Genomic DNA, 18733 nt, shown 5'->3' on the forward strand with positions numbered 1-18733 from the left:
GTTATTGAGATAAAACCATGCGATTCATGAGCAGCGAAACGGAGGTCAACCATGACTATCAAGAAAACGCTAATCACCACATTGACTCTCAGCGCCCTGGCAAGCACTCCCGCACTGGCGGAAACCTGGCAGGGTAAAGCGAACGACGCCTGGATCGATGGCAAAGTCGAGACCGCCATCATGCTTAACGGCGAGCTAAACAATTTTGAGATCGATACCGGAGTCAAACAGGGCAAGGTAACGCTCAGTGGTACAGTCACGAGCGACATTGAAAAAGATTTGGCGGGCCAGATTGCTCACAACGTCGATGGCGTCCAATCAGTGGATAATAAACTGAATGTGGAGAAAGACTATCGCGGGAAGATGAAGCAGGCTGGTGAGAACTTTGCTGGCACGTGGAATGACCTGACCACAACCGCCGCGATTAATATGAAGTACGCAACGAACGATGATATTGCTGCCACCAGCATTGACGTTGATACCAAGGACGGCGTTGTGACCCTGCGCGGTACCGTCAAAAGCGATGCAGCGCGCGATCTTGCCATTGAGATTGCCAAAAGTTTCGACAAGGTGACCGACGTCGAAGACAAACTCGTCGTTCGCAACAGCTAGGGCGCGATTCGCAACGAGTCGTAGACCAATTACTCGGCACCAAGCCGACAGTCACTCAAGTGGCTGTCGGCTTTTTAACACCATCTCCAGAAATGCTTATTTGGCCTGGAGCGCTTCCATGGCTTTACCCAGGAACTTCTCGCTTTGCTTGCCACCAGTTTCCATCGGACGCTGCCCCTCGGTACTGGTAATCGCATCCCAGTTAGCAAGGATCACTTCCGGAGTTTGCTGGTCAGCGGGCAGGAAAACGCCTTCTGTTTCAAAAATGCGCGAACTCGCATAACCACCCGCCCCCGCACACAGAATGTGTCGGCTCGGTGCACTTTCGTGACACAACACCAAAGCGCCGGCGGTCACTGACTCGGGCGACAACAAGGCAAGCAGTTCTTCGGGCATCAAATCTTCAGTCATGCGGGTTGCCGCTGTGGGTGCCAAGGCGTTTACCCGGACATTCTTCTTCGCGCCTTCCAGGCCCAGGGTATTCATAAAGCCCAGCACCGCCATCTTGGCAGCACCATAGTTGCTCTGCCCAAAGTTGCCATACATACCGGAGGAAGAGGTCGTCATCACAATGCGGCCGTATTCCTGCTCTCGCATGATGTCCCAAACCGCTTTCGTGCAGTTTACGGAGCCCATCAGGTGGACGTCCATGACCAACTTGAAATCATCCAGCGACATTTTGGCGAAGGTTTTATCGCGCAGAATACCGGCGTTGTTAATCAGAATATCTACCCGCCCCCACTTTTCCATGGCCTGCGCAACCATGTCTTCCACCTCGGCCATCACCGCGACATTGGCACCGTGTGCCAGCGCTTCGCCGCCCATGGCTTCGATTTCCGCCACTACGTCCAGTGCGGCTTGAGATGAGGCACCGCTGCCATCGCGGGCGCCCCCTAAATCATTCACCACGACCCGAGCACCACGCTGCGCCAGTGCCAATGCATGGCTGCGGCCCAGGCCATTACCGGCGCCGGTCACGATAGCAACTTGCTTGTCAAAACGTACGTCCATTTCTTATCTCCTGTTAGTAATCAATCAGGCCACGAGCTGCATAGTCAGCCACTCGGCAATCAGTGCGGGCTTTTCTTCACCCTCAATTTCAATGGTCACCTGAACTTTGAAGCGGTATTGCCCTGGCTTGGTCTCGTCGATATCCAGAACTTTGCTCAGCGCGCGAATACGTTTTCCCTCACGCACCGGCGCCATGAACCGTACCTTGTCGAAGCCATAGTTAAGGCCCATGGTGAGACCTTCGACCATCAGCGAGAACTGCTCGGCAAAGTGGGAGAGCATCGACAGGCTCAGAAAACCGTGGGCGATGGTGCCGCCAAAAGGCGTTTGCTTGGCGCGCTCGGGATCAACATGAATAAACTGGTGATCAAGGGTACAGTCGGCAAACTGATTAATGGCCTCTTGAGTCACCGTGTGCCAGTCGGTAGGTTCACTCTCGTAGCCAATGTACTCAGCCACTGACGCGCGACGTATCTGCTTCATAGTGCATCCTTATTTTATTGTTGTTATGGTCGGCGCCACGTTATCGCGGTGCCGAGCCACAGTTTAGAACCAAGCGTCCTGCATCTCAAAAGCCGAACTTTCAAGATTTTTCAGCAAGTTTGACCAGTGTTGGATCTTGGGTAATTCAGCCGCGAAGAAATAGCGCAGCGCCTGCAATTTTCCGCGATAGAAGTCCGCGTCATTGCCCTGTGCCGTCGCCAGTCGCTGCTGTGCCGCACAGCCCTGTTTGAGCCAAATCCACGCCATTACCACCTGACCGAACATATCCAGATAACTCACCGAGTTCGCCAGTACCCGGTCGATGGACTCACTACCCATGGCAGTCAGCAGCGACTGCGTTGTTTCTTCCAGACACCGCAGCGCAGCCTCCAGTTCTCCGCCCAAGGCCGCCAACGGTGGCAGCGTCTGCGCCTCGGCGATGGTTTCCCGGATGGCCTTCAGGCAGGCCTGATACCCCGCCATGCCGTGCATGGGTACTTTGCGCGCCAGCAGATCAAGCGACTGGATGCCCGTGGTGCCTTCGTGGATGGGATTCAGGCGATTATCGCGGTAGAACATTTCCACCGGATGTTCATTGGTGTAACCCGCGCCCCCCAGCACCTGAATCGCCAGGCTATTGGCCTTGGGCCCCTGCTCCGACGGCCAGGTTTTGATGATTGGCGTGAGAAAATCCAGCAGCAAGCGCGCGGCATCTCGGGTCTCCGCATCGGCCGCCGTATGCTGATCGTCCGCCAACTGCGCGCCATACAAGCAGAGCGCAAATGCACCTTCCGCATAGGCCTTCTGAGTCAGCAGCATACGCCGTACATCCGCGTGCTCAACGATGCTCACCGGCGGTGAGTGAGGATCTTTACAGGAGGGCAGACGTCCCTGGGCACGCTCACGCGCATAGTTCAGCGAGTATTGGAAGCCCGCCAGTGCCAGCGTGGCCGCGCCACTGGCCACCATAATCCGCGCCTCGTTCATCATGTGGAACATGTAGCTGAGACCGCGATTTTCCTCGCCGATCAAATAGCCCACCGCGCCGCCCTGCTCGCCAAAATTCAGCGAGGTGGAGGTGTGGCCCCGGCCCCCCATCTTGTGGAAGAGCCCGGCCAGCGCCACATCGTTGCGCTCCCCTAAACTGCCGTCGTCGTTGACCAGATACTTGGGGACGATAAACAGCGAAATACCTTTGACCCCTTTCGGCGCGCCCTTCACCCTTGCCAACACCAGGTGCACGATGTTGTCATTCAGCTCGTGATCACCGCCGGAAATAAAAATCTTGTTGCCGGTAATGCGATAGCTGCCGTCGCCGGCTGGTTCCGCGCGGGTAATCAAATCGGCCAGGCCACTGCCCGCCCCCGGCTCGGTCATCGCCATGGTGCCCGCAAACCGGCCACTGCGCAGCGGTGCGGCCCATTTGGCTATCTGCTCAGTGCTGCCGTGAGCCTCTATCAGACTGGCGTTGGCACTGCTCAGACTCAGATAGCCAATCGTGGTGCTACCCGCTGCCGACAGCCAGGCGTTGGCCGCCGCGGCGACCGCCAGCGGAAGCTGCATGCCGCCCACATCGTAGTCGGCCGTCGCCGAAACAAAGCCGGCATCGGTCGCCGCCTGCACCGCCTGCTGGACTTCCGGCAGCATCACCACTCGCCCGTCTTCGAAGCGCGGCTCGTTGCGGTCTACCTTGCCACGGATGGGCAGGAAATAGCGTTCGGCAATGGATCTGGCCGTTGCGATGGCGGCATCAAAGCTCTCGCGATTGTGGTCGGCGTAGCGCTCGCGCTCGCATAATGACTCGCAGTTGAGGAATTCATAGAGCATGAACGCAATATCGCGCTCATTAAGAAGCGGGGCTGTCACGGCAATCTCTCCTGTCCGGCGTGGACGCTAGAACGATTTATGCCCTAGTTTGGCCCCAGTTGCGGCGGCCTGCCACGACAAGCTATGTCCGGTCGTGTCGCCCTCAGTAAAACAGCAGCGGATGCTCAAGATTGCCGTTCAATAACTCATCGAGATTCAGACGGCTATCCTCGGGATAAAGACTGCTGATACTCAGCATGGGCTCAGAGACAAAGGCCGTGGGGCCCAGCGCCCCGACGGTGGTATTCACACTGAAAAAGCGCTGCAGCTCGCCATGCACAGGAATCTGCACACGAAAACTCGCCATCGGCTCCACCGAAGCGGCCCGTTGGCGCCAGTCCCGCGGCACCGAGGGACACTGGCTGAGACGGTCTACCGTCGCCTGGGTCGCGGGATCATCCCGCAGCAGGGCATTCTGCTGAATCGACAGCAGAATTGCCGACAGGGTATCCGGCCAGTTGCTGACGGCGTTCTCGGCAGACTGAGAGCTGAACATAAACTCGTAAAAGTTTTTCATCTCACGCAGCTCCTCGGCGGGCATCAGGCGCTGGTGAAAACCGACCCAGGCGCGATTGACCATAAGAATGTTCGAGGCGCTGTCGAGCAGTGAAGCCGGATAGGGGTCGAGGGCACGCAGACTGCGGGTCATGGCGGTGCGCAGCCACTTCATATCTGGAGCGAAGAAATCGATCGGCGCCTCCCGGGGCGTAAATCCGGCAGCGACCAGTAAATGGCTCTGATCCCGACGCCCCAGCGACAGAGCGCGGGCGATATCCATCGCCATTGCTTCGCTGGGGCGGCTGCTGCCATTCTCAAGGCGACTGATGTGCCGTGGCGAGCTGTCCAGACGATCGGCCAACTGCTCCTGACTAAGGCTGTGCACCCCACGCCAGAAGCGCAATAAGCGCCCGAAAGCCGTGCTTTTGCTCACCCCGTTTCCCTCAAGTGACGGGCTCGCGGTCAGCCCGGTGTTAACGCTTACCGGGCAAGGTTCCCAGCATTTTGCAGATAATACTCAACATCACTTCATCGGCGCCGCCACCAATCGACGTGATGCGCGTGTCTCGGTAGGCACGCGAGATGGGATTGTCCCACATAAAGCCCATGCCACCCCAGTACTGCAGACAGCCATCGGTCACTTCCCGCACCAGCCGCCCGGCTTTCAGTTTGGCCATCGATGCCTTCTCGGTCACGTCCTGACCGTGGATATACTGCTCAACCGCGGTATACACCAAGGCGCGCAGTGCCTCGACTTCAGTCTGCATCTCCGCCAGCCGGAAATGGACGACCTGATTGTCCAGCACCGGCTTGCCGAAAATCTCCCGTTCGCGGGTGTAGGCAATGGTCTGCTGAATGCAATCCTCCATCCCTTTCAACGTTCCCGCCGCCGCAAACAGCCGCTCTTCCTGAAACTGCAGCATCTGGTAGATAAAGCCCTGCCCCTCGTCACCGATGCGGTAACGCTGCGGCACCCGCACGTCGTCAAAGAAGACCTGGGCCGTATCGGACGAGCGCATCCCCAGTTTGTTCAGCCGTGGCGAAAAACTCACGCCGGGGGTTTTGGTCGGCACGATAATCAGCGATTTATTGCTGTGAGGTTTGCCTTCGCTGGTATTGGCCAGCAGGCAGAGATAGTCGGCCTGCGTGGAGTTGGTAATCCACATCTTAGTGCCGTTGATCACGTAGTCGTCGCCCTCTTTGCGGGCTGTGGTCTTGATCGCGGCCACATCCGAGCCCGCGTGTGGCTCACTCACTGCAATGGAAAAGACCGCTTCGCCACTGATCGCCGGGGCGAGAAATTCCGCGCGCAGTGCATCGCTGCCAAACTTGGCCAGCGCCGGTGTGGCCATGTCGGTCTGCACACCAATGGCCATCGACACGCCGCCGGTTTTAATCCGTCCGAGTTCTTCGGAGAAGACGGTCTGGTAACTGTAATCCAGCCCCAGGCCGCCGTAAGCCTCGGGCTTGCTGATCCCCAGCAGACCGAGATCGCCCATTTTTTTGAACAGCTCGTGAGCGGGAAAAATACCCGCCTCCTCCCATTCATCGGCATGGGGATTGATTTCGCGGTCAATAAATTGTGCGACGGTATCGCGGAGTTTCTGGTGCTCTTCGCTGAGAATCATTTTTGCTCCCTCGCCGCTGCAGCGGCGCTGTGATCAATTAATCGCTGAATGGGTATTTCTTGACGACCAGGCTGTCGGGGCCGGCGCCCATCGGTTCTGCTCGCTGAAACGCCGGTCTTGCTTTAAGTCTTGCGAGATACGCTTGCACTTGCGGCTCATAAAAGCCAGCCAGCCCCAGCCCCTCGCCAAGATACAGGGCATAGCCCACGGCGATATCGGCAATGGTGAAACGGTTTTCGCAGAGATAATCGTGGTCCAGCAGGTGCGCATTCAGGCGTTTCAGCCGCGCCAGATACCAGAGCCGGTAATCTTCGACCACCTGTGGCTGGCGGCGCTCTGCGGGCTCAAATTGCGAATAACGCAGGATCAGCGTCTGCGGGAAGGTGAGCGTGGCGTCGCTATGAAACAGCCAGTTGAGGTAATTGCCATAATCGGCATCGCCACTGCGCAGCCCAAGATCGTAGCGCTGATACTGCTCTACAAGGTAGAGACAAATTCCGGTGGACTCAGTCATTTCCACCTGTCCGTGGCGAAAAAACGGCACGGTACCCAACGCGTTCACGTCCAGGTACTCGCGCTGAAACAGGCGCGGCGGGAAAGGCAGCGTGACCAGCTCGTAGTCAATCTCCATTTCCTCCAGCGCCCAGAGCGGACGCAGCGAACGGGAGGGGTAGCTGTGCCACAAGGTCGGCTTATCAGTCATTCGGGTATCCTTATCTAAGGCCTTACAATCGATATTGTCGCGCGGCGAGGTCGCGCATGATTTCTTCGGAGCCACCGCCGATGGCGTTCACCCGCACTTCGCGATAAAAACGCTCCACGCGATTGCCCCGCAAATAACTGGCGCCGCCGAGAATCTGGCTGGCTTCTCTCGCGCAAAACTCCATCGTCTCACTGGCCTGCACCTTCGCCAATGCCAGATCACCCGGATCACAACGGCCCTCGATATAAGCCTGCGTCAGGTAGTTGGTATAGCACTGCGTGGCATTAATACGCTGCTTCATGGCAGCAATTTTGTGGCGGATCACCTGATGATCGGCCAGGCGCTTGCCAAAGGTACTGCGCTCACGCGCCCAGTTCACCGCGTCCTCAAGACAGGCCCTCGCCGCGGCTTCCATGGTCACAATCAGACTCAGTCGCTCGGGGTTAAAATTACTCATGATCACCCAGAAACCCGCGCCTTCGTCGCCGATTAAGTGACTGGCCGGTACTCGCACATTGTCGAAGTAAAACGTCCCGGTGTCGGCGCACCACCAGCCCTGTTTTCGATCCAGGGGTGTCCGTGACACGCCGGACAAGTCGGTGGGAATCAACAACATCGATACGCCTTTCGCACCTTCTCCGCCGGTCCGCACCGCCGTACTCACCCAGTCTGCCCCCATCGCACCGGAGATAAAGGTTTTACTGCCGTTCACAATGTAGTGGTCACCGTCCCGTTTGGCCGTTGTGGTGATGTTGGCAACATCGGAGCCACCAGACGGCTCGGTAATGCCCAGTGAAATGCGCTTTTCACCGGCCAGCACCGGAGGAATGACCGCCTGTTTGATGTCCTCACTGGCAAAGTTAACCACCGGCGGCAGACCAATGCCGTGGATCAGCAGATTGCTCACCAGACCACCTGCCGAGCCGCAGCGGGTAATTTCCTCATTGGCGATGTTCACATGCCACTGATCGATGCCTTCAGCGATGCCGCCATAGGCCTCGGGGTAACCCAATTGCAGCAGGCCAATATCGGCCGCTTTCGCCCAGAGGGAATCCGGCAGCTTGCCGGCCTCCTCCCAGTCATCCAGATGGGGCCGCACTTCGACCTCCAAAAATTTTCGCAACTGACTGCGCCACTCTTCATGTTCGGGACGCAGATAGGGGTTGTGCAGTCGAGCACTGTCAAAATCCAAAGCCATGGTTCACCGTCTCGTTTATTGCTCTTGTCGGGACAGTCTATAAAAGTGCGCAACTGGCGCTTGGGATTTGGTGCCAGCAGCTTGGGATTTGGTGCCAGACACGAGGACGCGCTGCGCAGAATGGAAGATCAGTGGCGATAGTCGCGAGGAGAACGTCCGTACCAGCTCTTGAACGCACTGGAAAAACTGCCGTGGTCGGCATAACCCAGCAGCAAAGCAATATCGGTAATACTCAGCCGCTCGTCGGCCAGATATTGCAGCGCCAGTTCTGCGCGCAACCCCTGCAGCACCTGTGCAAACTGCGTGCCGCGTTCCGCCAGACGTCGTTGCAGGGTACGCCGGGAAATATTCTGGGCCGCCGCCGTGCGGTCGATCGTCACACCCCCCGCAGGCAACATGCCCATCAGTGTTGCACGCAATGAACGCAACACCGGGTCACTGTCTGCGCTGTCGAAAAGGTGGCGGGTGGACGCTCGCACAGCGCGTCCCCAGTCGGAGTCGAGCTGGATCAGCGGATAGTCGAGACAGGCGCGATCGAAATACAGTCGGCTCTCCTCAGCGCCAAACTGCAGATTGTCGCCAAACACACTGTGTAACAAGCGTTTTTCAGCGGGTTCCGCATAACTGAATTGCGCCCGCAACAAAGGAATCGGCTGCACACACAGCGAGCCGAGTATGCCCATCGCCGTGGTCAGCACGGCGTCGGCCGGGTAGCGCAGCGCGCGGGATCCTTTCCAGAGAGGCAACCAGTCCAAACACAGATACTCACCATCGCGGCGGATGCGGGTTTCGCCAATATCCCCGGCGAAGCGGAGAATACTCGGCATCAGATTGAGATATTCGCGCAGCGTCTCGCAAACGCTGCAGGCATACAGCAGCATATTCATGCGGCTGATATATTCGATACGCCCGACGTAAATGCCCACATCGGCGCTCAGTTGTGAGGCCTGTTTGTAGAGGGCCAGCATCGCCGAAAACGGGTGTCGCGACTCGGGGTCAAGCAGACTGTCGGGGTCGATACCGGCCGCCAGCAGCATGGCGTCCGCGTCGCCGCCCAGCGCCACACTGGCTTGCACAATGCTGTTGATGCTGGTGCTGTTCACCGTCCAGCCGGGATGAATCACGTTATTCACTACTCTGCGCCTGTATAGCGCAGAAGTGTACGGCAAGGGATGAGCGGTCGGAATAGTGTTGCGATAGCGGCGACGCTAGTACGGCGCCTCATCAAGCATGGCAATCAATCGCGCATCGCTGAGCGCCGCACTGCGAAACGGCGTGATCGCCTGATAATCGGGATTGCTCAGCATCGCCTCGAACGCCGCGATATCCGGGTAACGCACCAGCAAAGAGGCATCCCAGTCTTCCTCAAGCGGCGCGATAATCGGCGACACCGCCCTGCCCGCCCAGATCACCTGACCGCCCACCGCCTTCACGCAGCGCTCGGCCTGCCGACTGTATTCCCGATAGGCTTCTCGCCCGCTCTGCCCGTGATCGCCGTCAGCATAAGCCGCTCTGTCGCGAAATCGCAGCAGATTCAGCATGGTCACCGGCTGCCCGGGCGGCACGCGCGCCAACAGCGAATGAATATCTTCACGGCGGGGATCAATACTGGGCATAGGGCCTCCACTTATTATTATTGGCTGCGTCGGTCTTCCCTGAGTTGGGCGGCACACAGGCCACCACAGAGGCAGCGCCACAAACAGGGTCTCGCCCCGCTGCGGCGCTGAAGCGCTTACACACCAATACTGGCGAGCTTCACCATAATATCCTTGAGAATACCGGCAACCGTCGGGTGTTCTACTTCAAACGTCGACACCATGTCGTCGAGGCGGTCCTGGATACCGGTATCTTCCAGCACCAGCTCCGGACCGCTGCCCAGTTCGCGATCAATATCGTCGATCAGGGCGTGCAATTTGGCGTGTTCATCGCTGCCCACGGGCAGGCTGTCGATTTCAGTCTGCAGGCGGTTCAGCTGGTCGTGTAGGTGTTTAAGGTCCATTTCGTGACTCCTATGGCTTTACGCGCAGCATAGCAAGAGCACGACAGCTCGCCTACTCGGAAACACCGCAATCGACCCAGTGACCGCAATCGACTCAGTGATAGCAGCGTGCCAACAAACGCTTGCTCTCTCGACGGCAGTGGGTCAATTCGTCCAGACAGCCCGCATCGCGGTAGTAACGCTCCAGCATCTGCAGGGAAATATCCACATTGTGCTTCAATGGCAATCGCCGTCCCCGGGCATTTCTCAGGGCCTGCAACAGGCGGTAATGCACGGCGAGCAAGCAGTGACGCTGCAAATCACTCTCGCCACAGCGGGCAAAGCACTCGGCGAGATAGTGTCCGGAAATCATATGACGATCGAGCTCGGGGACATCCGGCTGATGATTGCCTTTCATCATCAGTTCACTCAGCTCAAAACAGCACCCTAGGAATCGCAATGCTGGCAGCCAGTCGCGGCGGCTGTACGCCTCACGCCCCGCTTCCATCCACTCATCCCAGCGCTGACAGGCGATCGCCTGACTTTGCTGTAGCTGTTCTCGATGGGCATCACACAGAAATCGAATACTCATAGTTGGCACTCCCGGCAGTTGTTGTTCGCGTTCCCCTTTTGCACAAATGATAATGATTATCATTTGATGATATCAAGTATTATTTCTTTTTGTTAGCAAATGGCTGTTTCACTCAAATGACCGCTGCTCTCAAATGACTATGGCAAGACCGCTTTGGTCATTGTCGCGGTTTGTCGGTGCGGGCAAGCTGCGGCCTAGTTGTTTCAAGCTCATCTCGAAAAAAGCAATAAACAAGAGGAGTGACGTTTATGCACCCGGAATCTCTGTTTTCTCTGAACGGTCGCGTGGCCATTGTTACCGGCGCGGGCCGGGGTATTGGTCGCGGCATTGCTCTGCAATTTGCCGAAGCCGGGGCCCGTGTGGTCTGCGCCGCACGCACACAGGCCGATATCGATGCCACAGCAGCGCTGTGCGAGCAGGCGGGCAGTGATGCCATCGCCGTAAGCTGTGATGTCGCGGATGAGGCCCAGCTACAAGCGCTGGTCGACACCACCGTCGAAAAATACGGTGGCATCGACATTATTGTGAACAATGCCGGGGGCGCCTGGCCCAACGACCCGCTGAAGACCGATGCCAAAACCTTCAACCGCGATTTCGACTTCAACGTCACCACAGCGTTCAATCTCTGCCGACTCGCTCAGCCGGAATTGCTGAAGCGCAAGGGCAACATCATCAACATTACCTCGGCGTCCGCCCGCTACGCGCAAAAGGGCTTTAGCAGTTATGGCACCGCCAAGGCCGCGCTCACCCAGCTAACAAAACTGCTGGCCGCTGATTTTGCGCCGGATATTCGTGTTAACGGCATCGCGCCCGGCACCATTCTGACCGACGCCTTACAGCAATTTCTCGACGCGGACACACAGGCCAAAATGTCTGACCTCACACCGATGGCCTGCCTCGGCGAGCCACAGGATATTGCCGCCGCTGCGCTGTATCTCGCGTCTCCCGCAGGGCGCTGGGTGACGGGAAAAATTCTGGAGGTCGATGGGGGAGCAGAGTCGACGACCTGGCCATTTTGAGCGCAGAGCCATGCGCTCATCGCACATTCTCTGAGCACCGCGAACTAGAGGTAGATCACGAAATTTGCTTGAAGCGCCGACGGCAGACATGTCTATAATCACGGCCATTCCCTTTAATCATCACAAGAGGTGTGAATGGACCAGCAAGCAGTTCAAGACTTACTCGATAAATACGGCCCGGAACTTGTCGACATTGGTATCCACGCCGCCGGCGCGCTCGCCATTGTTCTGGTGGGCTATTGGCTGGCCAAGCTGGTATCCGGCTTTACCCGTGGAGCGCTGGAAAAAAAGAGTTTTGATCCGACGCTGACCGCGTTTATCGGCAAATTGGTTTTTATCATCATCTTTGCCGTCGCACTGATCCCGGCCCTGGCCCATGCAGGTATCCAAACCGCATCCGTCATCGCCGCGCTGGGTGCTGCCGGCTTGGCGGTTGGTCTCGCCCTTCAAGGCTCGCTGGCAAACTTTGCCGCTGGCGTATTGCTGATCGCGTTCCGCCCCTGCCGGGTGGGCGACTGGGTGGATGCCGGTGGCTGTTCAGGCACCGTCGAGAGCATCAGCCTGTTCTCCACCATTCTGATCAGCGGCGATTTCAAACGCATAGTGATCCCCAATTCGCAGATCATGTCTGGCCCCATCACCAACTACAGCATGAAGCCTCGCCGCCGCGTAGACCTGCTGGTTGGCATTTCTTACGACGCCGACATCAAGCTGGCCAAAGAAATTCTTGAGCGACTGGTGAACGAGGACGAACGCGTCCTGAAAGATCCCGCACCCCGCATTGCCGTTGCGGCTCTGGGCGCATCCTCCGTGGACCTGATCTGCCGCCCCTGGGTGAAAACTGACGATTACTGGCCCACCTATTGGGACCTGACCGAGAGAATCAAACTGGCCTTCGACGAAGCCGGTGTCGGTATTCCCTATCCACAAATGGATGTTCACTTCCACAAAACCGAGCAATAAGCGCGGTCACAGCGGGGAGAGCCCTCTCCTCGCTGTTCCCTCCCTGTTTTTTCCCGCTGTATTTCTGCAAAAAACCAAATCCAATTGCGCAATAAACTCGTAGTGAACCGTAAGGCTGTCTGGATGCTCACAACGATAAGATGGACGCATGGATACTGCGCACTGCCATAGGGTTAGAAGACTCACACAAGCGACGCTTCGGATACTCGACACATCTGAGTGGCGACCCCTGCTCGCAGCAAGCTCCCCTATCTGCCTCCTTCATTGCACGACAGCCACCTCACAGCGGGCATCCGCTCTCGCTGCACCCCCCAATCGTGCCTATGGAGGCTTCAATGATGATAACGACGCGATTCAGAATCCGTTCGCTGGCGGCCGCAATAATCGGCGCTGGCGCATTCGGATCAACGACACTGTATACGCCGAGCGCTCACGCGTTCGAATGTGACAATGTCGGCACTGCCGCCACGATCGCCCCGAACGATAATGGCGATGCCACCAATACCGCCTGCGGCGATGGCGCCAATGCCAGTGGCACCGAGGCGACAGCGATAGGCAACAATGCGACAGCAGCGGGCACCGACGCGCTGGCCGTGGGTACTGTTGCCACAGCCACCGGCCCGTCAACCAGTGCCGTTGGCGGTGAGTCGGTAGCCACCGGCCCCGGCGCCACGGCCTTTGGCTGGCGCTCCGGTGCCAACTCGGAACGCGCCACAGCCTTAGGCCACCTGGCGCAAGCCGATGGCGTTCGCTCCACCGCCGTGGGTGAGGCCGCCAGCGCCGTCGGTGAGCAATCCGTCGCAGTAGGCAACGAGTCCTCCGCCACCGGCGTTGACGCCATCGCCGTGGGCACCCAGTCAGTTGCCAATGGCAACTCCACCACCACCGTCGGCGGCGAGTCCGTCGCCACCGGCCCGGGCGCCACCGCCTACGGCTGGCAATCCGGCGCTAACGCTGAGCGCGCCACCGCACTGGGGCATCTGGCTCAGGCCGATGGTGTTCGCTCAACAGCTGTTGGTGAAGCCGCCAGCGCCGTGGGCGAACAATCTGTCGCACTGGGCAATGAATCCTCTGCCACGGGTGTCGACGCCATTGCCATGGGTACACAAGCCGTCGCCAACGGTAATTCCACCACTACTGTCGGCGGCGAGTCCGTGGCAACCGGTCCGGGCGCAACCGCCTACGGCTGGCAATCGGCTGCCAATGCTGAGCGCGCGACCGCACTGGGCCACCTGTCTCAGGCTGATGGCGTTCGCTCGACGGCTGTTGGTGAAGCCGCGTATGCGGTGGGCGAGCAATCTGTCGCTCTGGGCAATGAATCTTCCGCCACTGGCGTGGATGCCATCGCCATGGGTACACAGGCCGTCGCCAACGGTAATTCCACCACCACTGTCGGTGGCGAGTCGGTGGCCACCGGCCCCGGTGCCACGGCCTTTGGCTGGCAGTCCGGCGCCAACTCAGAGCGCGCAACCGCATTGGGTCACCTGGCTCAGGCTGACGGTATTCGCTCCACCGCCGTGGGTGAAGCCGCCAGCGCCGTCGGCGAACAATCCGTCGCAGTAGGTAATGAATCCTCCGCCACGGGTATCGATGCGATGGCCATGGGTACGCAAGCCATCGCCAACGGCAATTCCACCACCACGGTCGGCGGAGAATCTGTCGCGACCGGTCCAGGCGCAACTGCCTATGGCTGGCGTTCAGCGGCCAATGCCGAGCGCTCGTCAGCCCTTGGCCATCTGGCACAAGCTGATGGCGTTCGCTCAACGGCTGTTGGTGAAGCCGCGAATGCCGTAGGCGAGCAATCTGTCGCCATTGGTAACGAGTCCTCAGCCACAGGCGTCGATGCCATGGCAATCGGTACACAGGCTGTCGCTAACGGGAACTCCACCACCACCGTCGGCGGTGAGTCCGTAGCCACCGGTCCGGGTGCCACGGCATATGGCTGGCGGTCAGCCGCAAATGCCGAGCGCTCCACGGCCCTGGGTCACCTGGCCACCGCGAACGGACTGCGATCTACTGCCGTCGGTGAAGCTGCTCAGGCCGATGGCGCGCGCGCCGTGGCCATTGGCGATGGCGCCGTTGCCGCCCACGACGATTCTGTTGCATTGGGTGCAGGTGCCACCACAACCCGCGCCAATCAGGTCGCGCTGGGCACCAGCAGCAGCACCTACACCATGCCGGGCATCACCTCGCAGGCCAGCCGCAACGCACAATCCGGGCCGACGCAAATCGTCACCAGTGACGCCAATGGCAATCTGGCTACCGATGGTGGCGCAACATTCGCCGCAATTGAGTCACTGAGCACAGAGTCAGACCGTGCCCGTCGCGATATTGAAGAAAACCGTCGCGGTATCGCACTGGCCATGGCCATGAAAGCGCCCTACGTCCCGACCGGGAAGCGCTTTGCCTTGAGTGTGGGAGGTGGCTACTTCGAAAGCGAGGAAGCGGCGGCATTGTCTGCGGCCCTTCGCGCCTCGGAGTCGGTGCAATTTGAGTTCGCTGTCGGCAGCGCGCGCGAGTCCACCGTCGGTGGCCGCGTCGGGTTTACCGCCGCATGGTAAGCCCGTCCCGCCCATCAGTCCTGCGCTTCGGCGCAGGGCTGTTCCTTGCCACCCTGCTCACACTGATACCGCTTCGCGGTCAGGCCGATATTCGCTTTCTGGAATATGGCGAGGCGCTGCCGCTGCTGTGGTCCACAATGATCGCCATAGACCAGGCCAACGACAGCGAGAACTACGCCGTACTGATTGGGATCGCCGCCCCCGATTTCCAGAAAACCAATGCGGAAGCGGACCTTCGCGCCATGTTTGAGGAATTGCGCGAGGCCCGCATCAGCCTGCGGCAAACGCTGCTGGTGAAGCCCAAGTTCGAAATTGAGCCCCAGATTCGTGAGAGTGGCTTGCTGCGCATGCGCGGCGAGTTCGATCTGAACCCGGTAACGCTGAAATTCGACCTGCTGTACCAGCGAATCTACGGCGAGTGGCGGATGATCGGTGTTGCGGTCGTCACAGGCGAACTCAACGACAAGAAAATTGCCGAAGACTGGTTCAGAAAACGCCGGTGGTAGACGTCCACTGCGCGACAGCAGCTCGCTGCCGCGCATTTTCTCCACTTTCCCGAACAAATCTGCCCCTCTGACGCCCCCGCTTATTGACGCGGTCATTTTGCGCATTAACATGCACAGCCAACCGTACGTGACCGGCGACCAACTAAGGAAGAACCATGAAACTTCAAACCAGCCTGCTGCTGTCCATGCTGGCGGCAAACACTGCTATCGCCCAAAGTGAGCCCCCGAAGTGGGAAGGCGATATTGAATTCGGCTATTACCAGACCGATGGCAACAGCAACGAAACCAGTGTTCTGGCGAAAGGTCAGGCAAATCGCAAGGACGGTTTGTGGACAAATCAAATCAAAGGCAACGCACAGAACAGTGAAGTTGAAGGCGTGCGCTCTGACGAGCAATACTTCCTCTCAGACCGCCTGTCCTACGATGTCAGCGAGTACAACTACACCTTCGGCTACGCCTCAATGAACAAAGACCGCTTCAGTGGTTACGTCTATCAGGCCACTCTCTCCGGTGGTTATGGTCGACGCCTGCTGAAAAACGAGCGCGTGACCTGGGACGCCGAAATCGGCCCCGGTTACCGGATCAGCGAGTTTGACGGCCAAGGCGAAGACGGCAAAGACGGCATGGTTGAAGAACTCATCGTGCGCCTGTCTACCGAGCTGAACGCCAAGCTGTCTGAAACCGCCAGTTTCGAGCAGACGCTGTCGGTAGAGAGCGGCGACGAAAACACCTACAGCAAATCCGTTACCGCGCTGAAAACCAAAATTGTCGGCGGCTTTGGCCTGAAAATCAGCTACACCATCGAGTACAACGAGACGGTTCCGCAAGCCGTTGTGCACATGGATCGCCAGACAGCCGTTACGCTGGTATACAGCTTCTAAGGCTCAGCCCTCACTGGCTTCACGGCGCAGCGCATCTTCATCGAGGATGCGCAGGCGCCCATAAGCCAGCGCCACAAGCCCCGCCTTTTCCAGACGTTTCAGTTCGCGACTGACCGCCTGTCGCGAGACCCCCAGCATTTTTGCCAGATCCTCCTGCGGCAGATGTACCGCCAGTTGGCCGTGCTCATCACAACCGTAGAAGGTTTTGATATCCAGAAGTCGAAGTGCCAGCCGCGAGGCCAGCGGTTGCAAGGCCGCCGCTTCCACATACGACAGCGCCAGCCGCAATTTTCGACACAACATAGGCAGGAAATAACGATACAGCTCCGGGCGTTTGGCCAACAGTTCATCGAGGTCGCTCTTGGCGATGCTCAGTAGTTGCGAGGCGCCTCTGGCAACCGCATCATGACTGCGCGGACCGCCATCAAACAGCGAGACCTCACCAATCCAGTCCCCCGGCTCTGCCATCATCACCAACAGTTCGCGCCCACTGCGACTGCTGTTGCCCAAAGACACCCGGCCGCTCAACAGGCCGTACATGGCTTCCCCGGCATCCCCCTGCTTGTACAGGTATTCACCATCTGCAAGATGGCGAAACTTGCAGCGGGCCAGCAGCGCTTCCACCAGCTCCGCCGGCAGCCCCACCATCAGCGGATTCCCCCGCAATATATCGCGTTTGTCGACCAAGCCACCCTCCACAGCCCGGCGGCGCCCTCCAGCCGAGGGGCCACTTTCGGCAAACTGTCAACGGAGTGACAGTTCTACTCGGGCAAAGCCCGCAAAATAACGCTATCTTCTACTGGATAATAAAAGAGGAGCAACACAATGTCCGCAGATGTTCGATCTCAAGTCTCGGAAGAGGAATGGAAACTCCGCGTCGACCTGGCCGCCGCCTACCGGCTGGTCGCCCTGTTTGGCTGGGATGATCTGGTTTTTACCCATATTTCGGCGCGGGTACCCGGCGAGCCGGGGCACTTCCTGATTAACCCCTACGGCATGTTGTTCGAGGAAGTCACCGCCTCATCGCTGGTAAAAATCGACCAGAATGGGGAAAAGGTGATGGACTCCCCCTATCCCGTCAATCCCGCGGGCTTCACCATTCACAGCGCCATTCATGCCGCCCGCGAAGACGCTCACTGTGTGATGCACACCCACTCGCTCAACGGCGTCGCCGTCTCGACCCAGCGCGAAGGCCTGTTGCCCATATCCCAGCAATCCACACTGGTACTGGCGGCTCTGGGTTATCACGACTACGAGGGCATCGCCCTGAATGAAGACGAAAAGCCGCGACTGGTGGCCGACCTTGCCGATAATACCTTCCTGATGCTCCGCAACCACGGCCTGCTGACCGTGGGCAATACGCCTGCCGATGCCTTTCTCGCCATGTATATTTTTGAGGCGAGCTGTATGATTCAGGTACGCGCACTGGCCGGTAATCGGGAACTGGTGCCGGTTCAGCCGGAGATTGTCGACGGCGTGAAAGAAGCGGCTCGCATCGTGACAAAGGGGCTGTTTGGCGACCTCGCTTGGCCGGGGCTGTTGCGCCGACTAGATCGCAAAAACCCCGGCTACGATGAATAACCGTCAGGAGGTAGATATGAACGACCAGACACTGCCAACACACTTCAACAGCTTTGCGGAGTTCTATCCCTACTATCTGTCCGAGCACCAGAACCGTACCTGCCGCCGCCTGCATCTGATTGGCAGCCTGCTGGTACTGGCGCTGCTGTTTGGCAGCATAGCCACCGCCCAGTGGCAATGGCTGTGGCTGCTCCCGGTTGTGGGCTACGGTTTCGCCTGGGTGGGTCACTTCTTTTTCGAGCACAACAAACCCGCCACCTTCAAACATCCGCTCTACAGCTTTATCGGCGACTGGGTGATGGCCAAAGACCTGCTTACGGGTAAAATCCCTCTGTAAGAAAGCACCATGAACGGAGCCCGATGATGGACCTGCATGCACTGGAAGCCCTGCTCTACTACTGCTGTTTGATCAACGGCGGTCTGCTGCTGATCAGCGCGGGGCTGCTCATGGGCTTTCAGGACTCGCTGCTGGCGCTGCACAGCCGTGTACTCGGCGTGCCGCCAGCACGCTTGCGGGTACTGTACGTGCAGTGGCTCGCCGCCTATAAAATTCTCTTCCTGCTGTTCAACCTCAGTCCCTATCTGGCTTTACGACTGATGAGCTGATGACTCCGCGCCCCATGAAAAACTCGGCAGCACGTGGCAAATACGCT

Annotated in this window: 21 protein-coding genes; 9 read left to right on the forward strand and 12 right to left on the reverse strand. The window is 58.6% G+C overall.

The annotated features are described in order from the left end of the window. Positions 1 to 51 precede the first annotated feature (51 nt). Positions 52 to 612, forward strand: a complete 561-nt coding sequence (locus G411_RS0104090; protein WP_022957902.1) for a BON domain-containing protein — start codon at positions 52 to 54, stop codon at positions 610 to 612. Positions 613 to 708: 96 nt separating this feature from the next. Here the strand turns inward: G411_RS0104090 and G411_RS0104095 are convergent, their stop codons facing one another. The 11 genes from G411_RS0104095 to G411_RS0104145 form a co-directional block, all read right to left on the reverse strand. After that, positions 709 to 1623 (reverse strand): SDR family NAD(P)-dependent oxidoreductase, encoded by a 915-nt coding sequence (locus tag G411_RS0104095; RefSeq protein WP_022957903.1) that lies wholly within the window; start codon positions 1621 to 1623, stop codon positions 709 to 711. A 24-nt stretch (positions 1624 to 1647) separates the two neighbouring features. After that, on the reverse strand, positions 1648 to 2106 hold the full coding sequence (locus tag G411_RS0104100) for a MaoC family dehydratase (RefSeq protein ID WP_022957904.1): 459 nt from the start codon (positions 2104 to 2106) through the stop codon (positions 1648 to 1650). Between the two features lie 63 nt (positions 2107 to 2169). Beyond that, positions 2170 to 3972, reverse strand: coding sequence for an acyl-CoA dehydrogenase (locus tag G411_RS0104105; protein WP_022957905.1), 1803 nt, complete (start codon positions 3970 to 3972; stop codon positions 2170 to 2172). A gap of 103 nt (positions 3973 to 4075) precedes the next feature. Beyond that, entirely contained in the window at positions 4076 to 4903 is an 828-nt protein-coding gene (locus G411_RS0104110; RefSeq protein ID WP_022957906.1) for a helix-turn-helix domain-containing protein, read from the reverse strand. Positions 4904 to 4943: 40 nt separating this feature from the next. Next, entirely contained in the window at positions 4944 to 6098 is a 1155-nt protein-coding gene (locus G411_RS0104115; protein ID WP_022957907.1) for an acyl-CoA dehydrogenase family protein, read from the reverse strand. A gap of 37 nt (positions 6099 to 6135) precedes the next feature. Next, positions 6136 to 6801: a glutathione S-transferase family protein gene (locus G411_RS0104120; protein ID WP_022957908.1), complete on the reverse strand. Its 666-nt coding sequence runs from the start codon at positions 6799 to 6801 to the stop codon at positions 6136 to 6138. A gap of 22 nt (positions 6802 to 6823) precedes the next feature. After that, on the reverse strand, positions 6824 to 7999 hold the full coding sequence (locus G411_RS0104125; RefSeq protein ID WP_022957909.1) for an acyl-CoA dehydrogenase family protein: 1176 nt from the start codon (positions 7997 to 7999) through the stop codon (positions 6824 to 6826). A 128-nt stretch (positions 8000 to 8127) separates the two neighbouring features. Further along, on the reverse strand, positions 8128 to 9132 hold the full coding sequence (locus tag G411_RS0104130; protein WP_022957910.1) for an AraC family transcriptional regulator: 1005 nt from the start codon (positions 9130 to 9132) through the stop codon (positions 8128 to 8130). Between the two features lie 75 nt (positions 9133 to 9207). Further along, positions 9208 to 9615, reverse strand: coding sequence for a DUF1330 domain-containing protein (locus G411_RS0104135; protein ID WP_022957911.1), 408 nt, complete (start codon positions 9613 to 9615; stop codon positions 9208 to 9210). A gap of 116 nt (positions 9616 to 9731) precedes the next feature. Next, positions 9732 to 9998: a DUF4404 family protein gene (locus G411_RS0104140; protein ID WP_022957912.1), complete on the reverse strand. Its 267-nt coding sequence runs from the start codon at positions 9996 to 9998 to the stop codon at positions 9732 to 9734. Between the two features lie 94 nt (positions 9999 to 10092). Continuing rightward, positions 10093 to 10569, reverse strand: coding sequence for a hypothetical protein (locus tag G411_RS0104145; RefSeq protein WP_022957913.1), 477 nt, complete (start codon positions 10567 to 10569; stop codon positions 10093 to 10095). A gap of 248 nt (positions 10570 to 10817) precedes the next feature. Between G411_RS0104145 and G411_RS0104150 the strand changes: the two genes are divergently transcribed. The 5 genes from G411_RS0104150 to G411_RS0104170 all read left to right on the forward strand — a co-directional run bounded on the left by G411_RS0104150 (position 10818) and on the right by G411_RS0104170 (position 16499). Then, positions 10818 to 11588 (forward strand): glucose 1-dehydrogenase, encoded by a 771-nt coding sequence (locus G411_RS0104150; protein WP_022957914.1) that lies wholly within the window; start codon positions 10818 to 10820, stop codon positions 11586 to 11588. 135 nt (positions 11589 to 11723) lie between these two features. Next, entirely contained in the window at positions 11724 to 12551 is an 828-nt protein-coding gene (locus tag G411_RS0104155) for a mechanosensitive ion channel family protein (RefSeq protein WP_022957915.1), read from the forward strand. Positions 12552 to 12886: 335 nt separating this feature from the next. Continuing rightward, positions 12887 to 15112 (forward strand): YadA-like family protein, encoded by a 2226-nt coding sequence (locus tag G411_RS19275; protein ID WP_022957916.1) that lies wholly within the window; start codon positions 12887 to 12889, stop codon positions 15110 to 15112. Continuing rightward, positions 15106 to 15618, forward strand: coding sequence for a hypothetical protein (locus G411_RS19280; protein WP_022957917.1), 513 nt, complete (start codon positions 15106 to 15108; stop codon positions 15616 to 15618). The genes G411_RS19275 and G411_RS19280 overlap by 7 nt, the downstream gene beginning before the upstream one ends. Before the next feature lie 155 nt (positions 15619 to 15773). Beyond that, positions 15774 to 16499, forward strand: coding sequence for a DUF481 domain-containing protein (locus G411_RS0104170; RefSeq protein ID WP_022957918.1), 726 nt, complete (start codon positions 15774 to 15776; stop codon positions 16497 to 16499). A gap of 3 nt (positions 16500 to 16502) precedes the next feature. Here the strand turns inward: G411_RS0104170 and G411_RS0104175 are convergent, their stop codons facing one another. Further along, the gene (locus tag G411_RS0104175) at positions 16503 to 17186 is read right to left on the reverse strand and encodes a Crp/Fnr family transcriptional regulator (RefSeq protein WP_157581116.1); all 684 of its coding nucleotides are present in this window, start codon (positions 17184 to 17186) and stop codon (positions 16503 to 16505) included. Positions 17187 to 17324: 138 nt separating this feature from the next. Between G411_RS0104175 and G411_RS0104180 the strand changes: the two genes are divergently transcribed. From G411_RS0104180 to G411_RS0104190, 3 genes are read left to right on the forward strand one after another with little or no spacing between them, the layout of a single operon-like run. After that, positions 17325 to 18080 (forward strand): class II aldolase/adducin family protein, encoded by a 756-nt coding sequence (locus G411_RS0104180; protein ID WP_022957920.1) that lies wholly within the window; start codon positions 17325 to 17327, stop codon positions 18078 to 18080. A 16-nt stretch (positions 18081 to 18096) separates the two neighbouring features. Next, entirely contained in the window at positions 18097 to 18417 is a 321-nt protein-coding gene (locus tag G411_RS0104185) for an Mpo1-like protein (protein ID WP_028968133.1), read from the forward strand. A 23-nt stretch (positions 18418 to 18440) separates the two neighbouring features. After that, a complete protein-coding gene (locus tag G411_RS0104190) occupies positions 18441 to 18686 on the forward strand; it encodes a DUF6868 family protein (protein WP_157581118.1) in 246 nt (81 codons plus the stop codon). Positions 18687 to 18733 lie beyond the last annotated feature (47 nt).

Source organism: Spongiibacter tropicus DSM 19543, assembly GCF_000420325.1.
GTDB lineage: Bacteria > Pseudomonadota > Gammaproteobacteria > Pseudomonadales > Spongiibacteraceae > Spongiibacter > Spongiibacter tropicus.

Coding starts and splice junctions, on each gene's coding strand:
- G411_RS0104090 (WP_022957902.1), top strand. CDS start 52: ATGACTATCAAGAAAACGCTAATCACCACATTGACTCTCAGCGCCCTG.
- G411_RS0104095 (WP_022957903.1), bottom strand. CDS start 1,623: ATGGACGTACGTTTTGACAAGCAAGTTGCTATCGTGACCGGCGCCGGT.
- G411_RS0104100 (WP_022957904.1), bottom strand. CDS start 2,106: ATGAAGCAGATACGTCGCGCGTCAGTGGCTGAGTACATTGGCTACGAG.
- G411_RS0104115 (WP_022957907.1), bottom strand. CDS start 6,098: ATGATTCTCAGCGAAGAGCACCAGAAACTCCGCGATACCGTCGCACAA.
- G411_RS0104120 (WP_022957908.1), bottom strand. CDS start 6,801: ATGACTGATAAGCCGACCTTGTGGCACAGCTACCCCTCCCGTTCGCTG.
- G411_RS0104125 (WP_022957909.1), bottom strand. CDS start 7,999: ATGGCTTTGGATTTTGACAGTGCTCGACTGCACAACCCCTATCTGCGT.
- G411_RS0104135 (WP_022957911.1), bottom strand. CDS start 9,615: ATGCCCAGTATTGATCCCCGCCGTGAAGATATTCATTCGCTGTTGGCG.
- G411_RS0104140 (WP_022957912.1), bottom strand. CDS start 9,998: ATGGACCTTAAACACCTACACGACCAGCTGAACCGCCTGCAGACTGAA.
- G411_RS0104145 (WP_022957913.1), bottom strand. CDS start 10,569: ATGAGTATTCGATTTCTGTGTGATGCCCATCGAGAACAGCTACAGCAA.
- G411_RS0104150 (WP_022957914.1), top strand. CDS start 10,818: ATGCACCCGGAATCTCTGTTTTCTCTGAACGGTCGCGTGGCCATTGTT.
- G411_RS0104155 (WP_022957915.1), top strand. CDS start 11,724: ATGGACCAGCAAGCAGTTCAAGACTTACTCGATAAATACGGCCCGGAA.
- G411_RS19275 (WP_022957916.1), top strand. CDS start 12,887: ATGATGATAACGACGCGATTCAGAATCCGTTCGCTGGCGGCCGCAATA.
- G411_RS19280 (WP_022957917.1), top strand. CDS start 15,106: ATGGTAAGCCCGTCCCGCCCATCAGTCCTGCGCTTCGGCGCAGGGCTG.
- G411_RS0104170 (WP_022957918.1), top strand. CDS start 15,774: ATGAAACTTCAAACCAGCCTGCTGCTGTCCATGCTGGCGGCAAACACT.
- G411_RS0104180 (WP_022957920.1), top strand. CDS start 17,325: ATGTCCGCAGATGTTCGATCTCAAGTCTCGGAAGAGGAATGGAAACTC.
- G411_RS0104185 (WP_028968133.1), top strand. CDS start 18,097: ATGAACGACCAGACACTGCCAACACACTTCAACAGCTTTGCGGAGTTC.
- G411_RS0104190 (WP_157581118.1), top strand. CDS start 18,441: ATGATGGACCTGCATGCACTGGAAGCCCTGCTCTACTACTGCTGTTTG.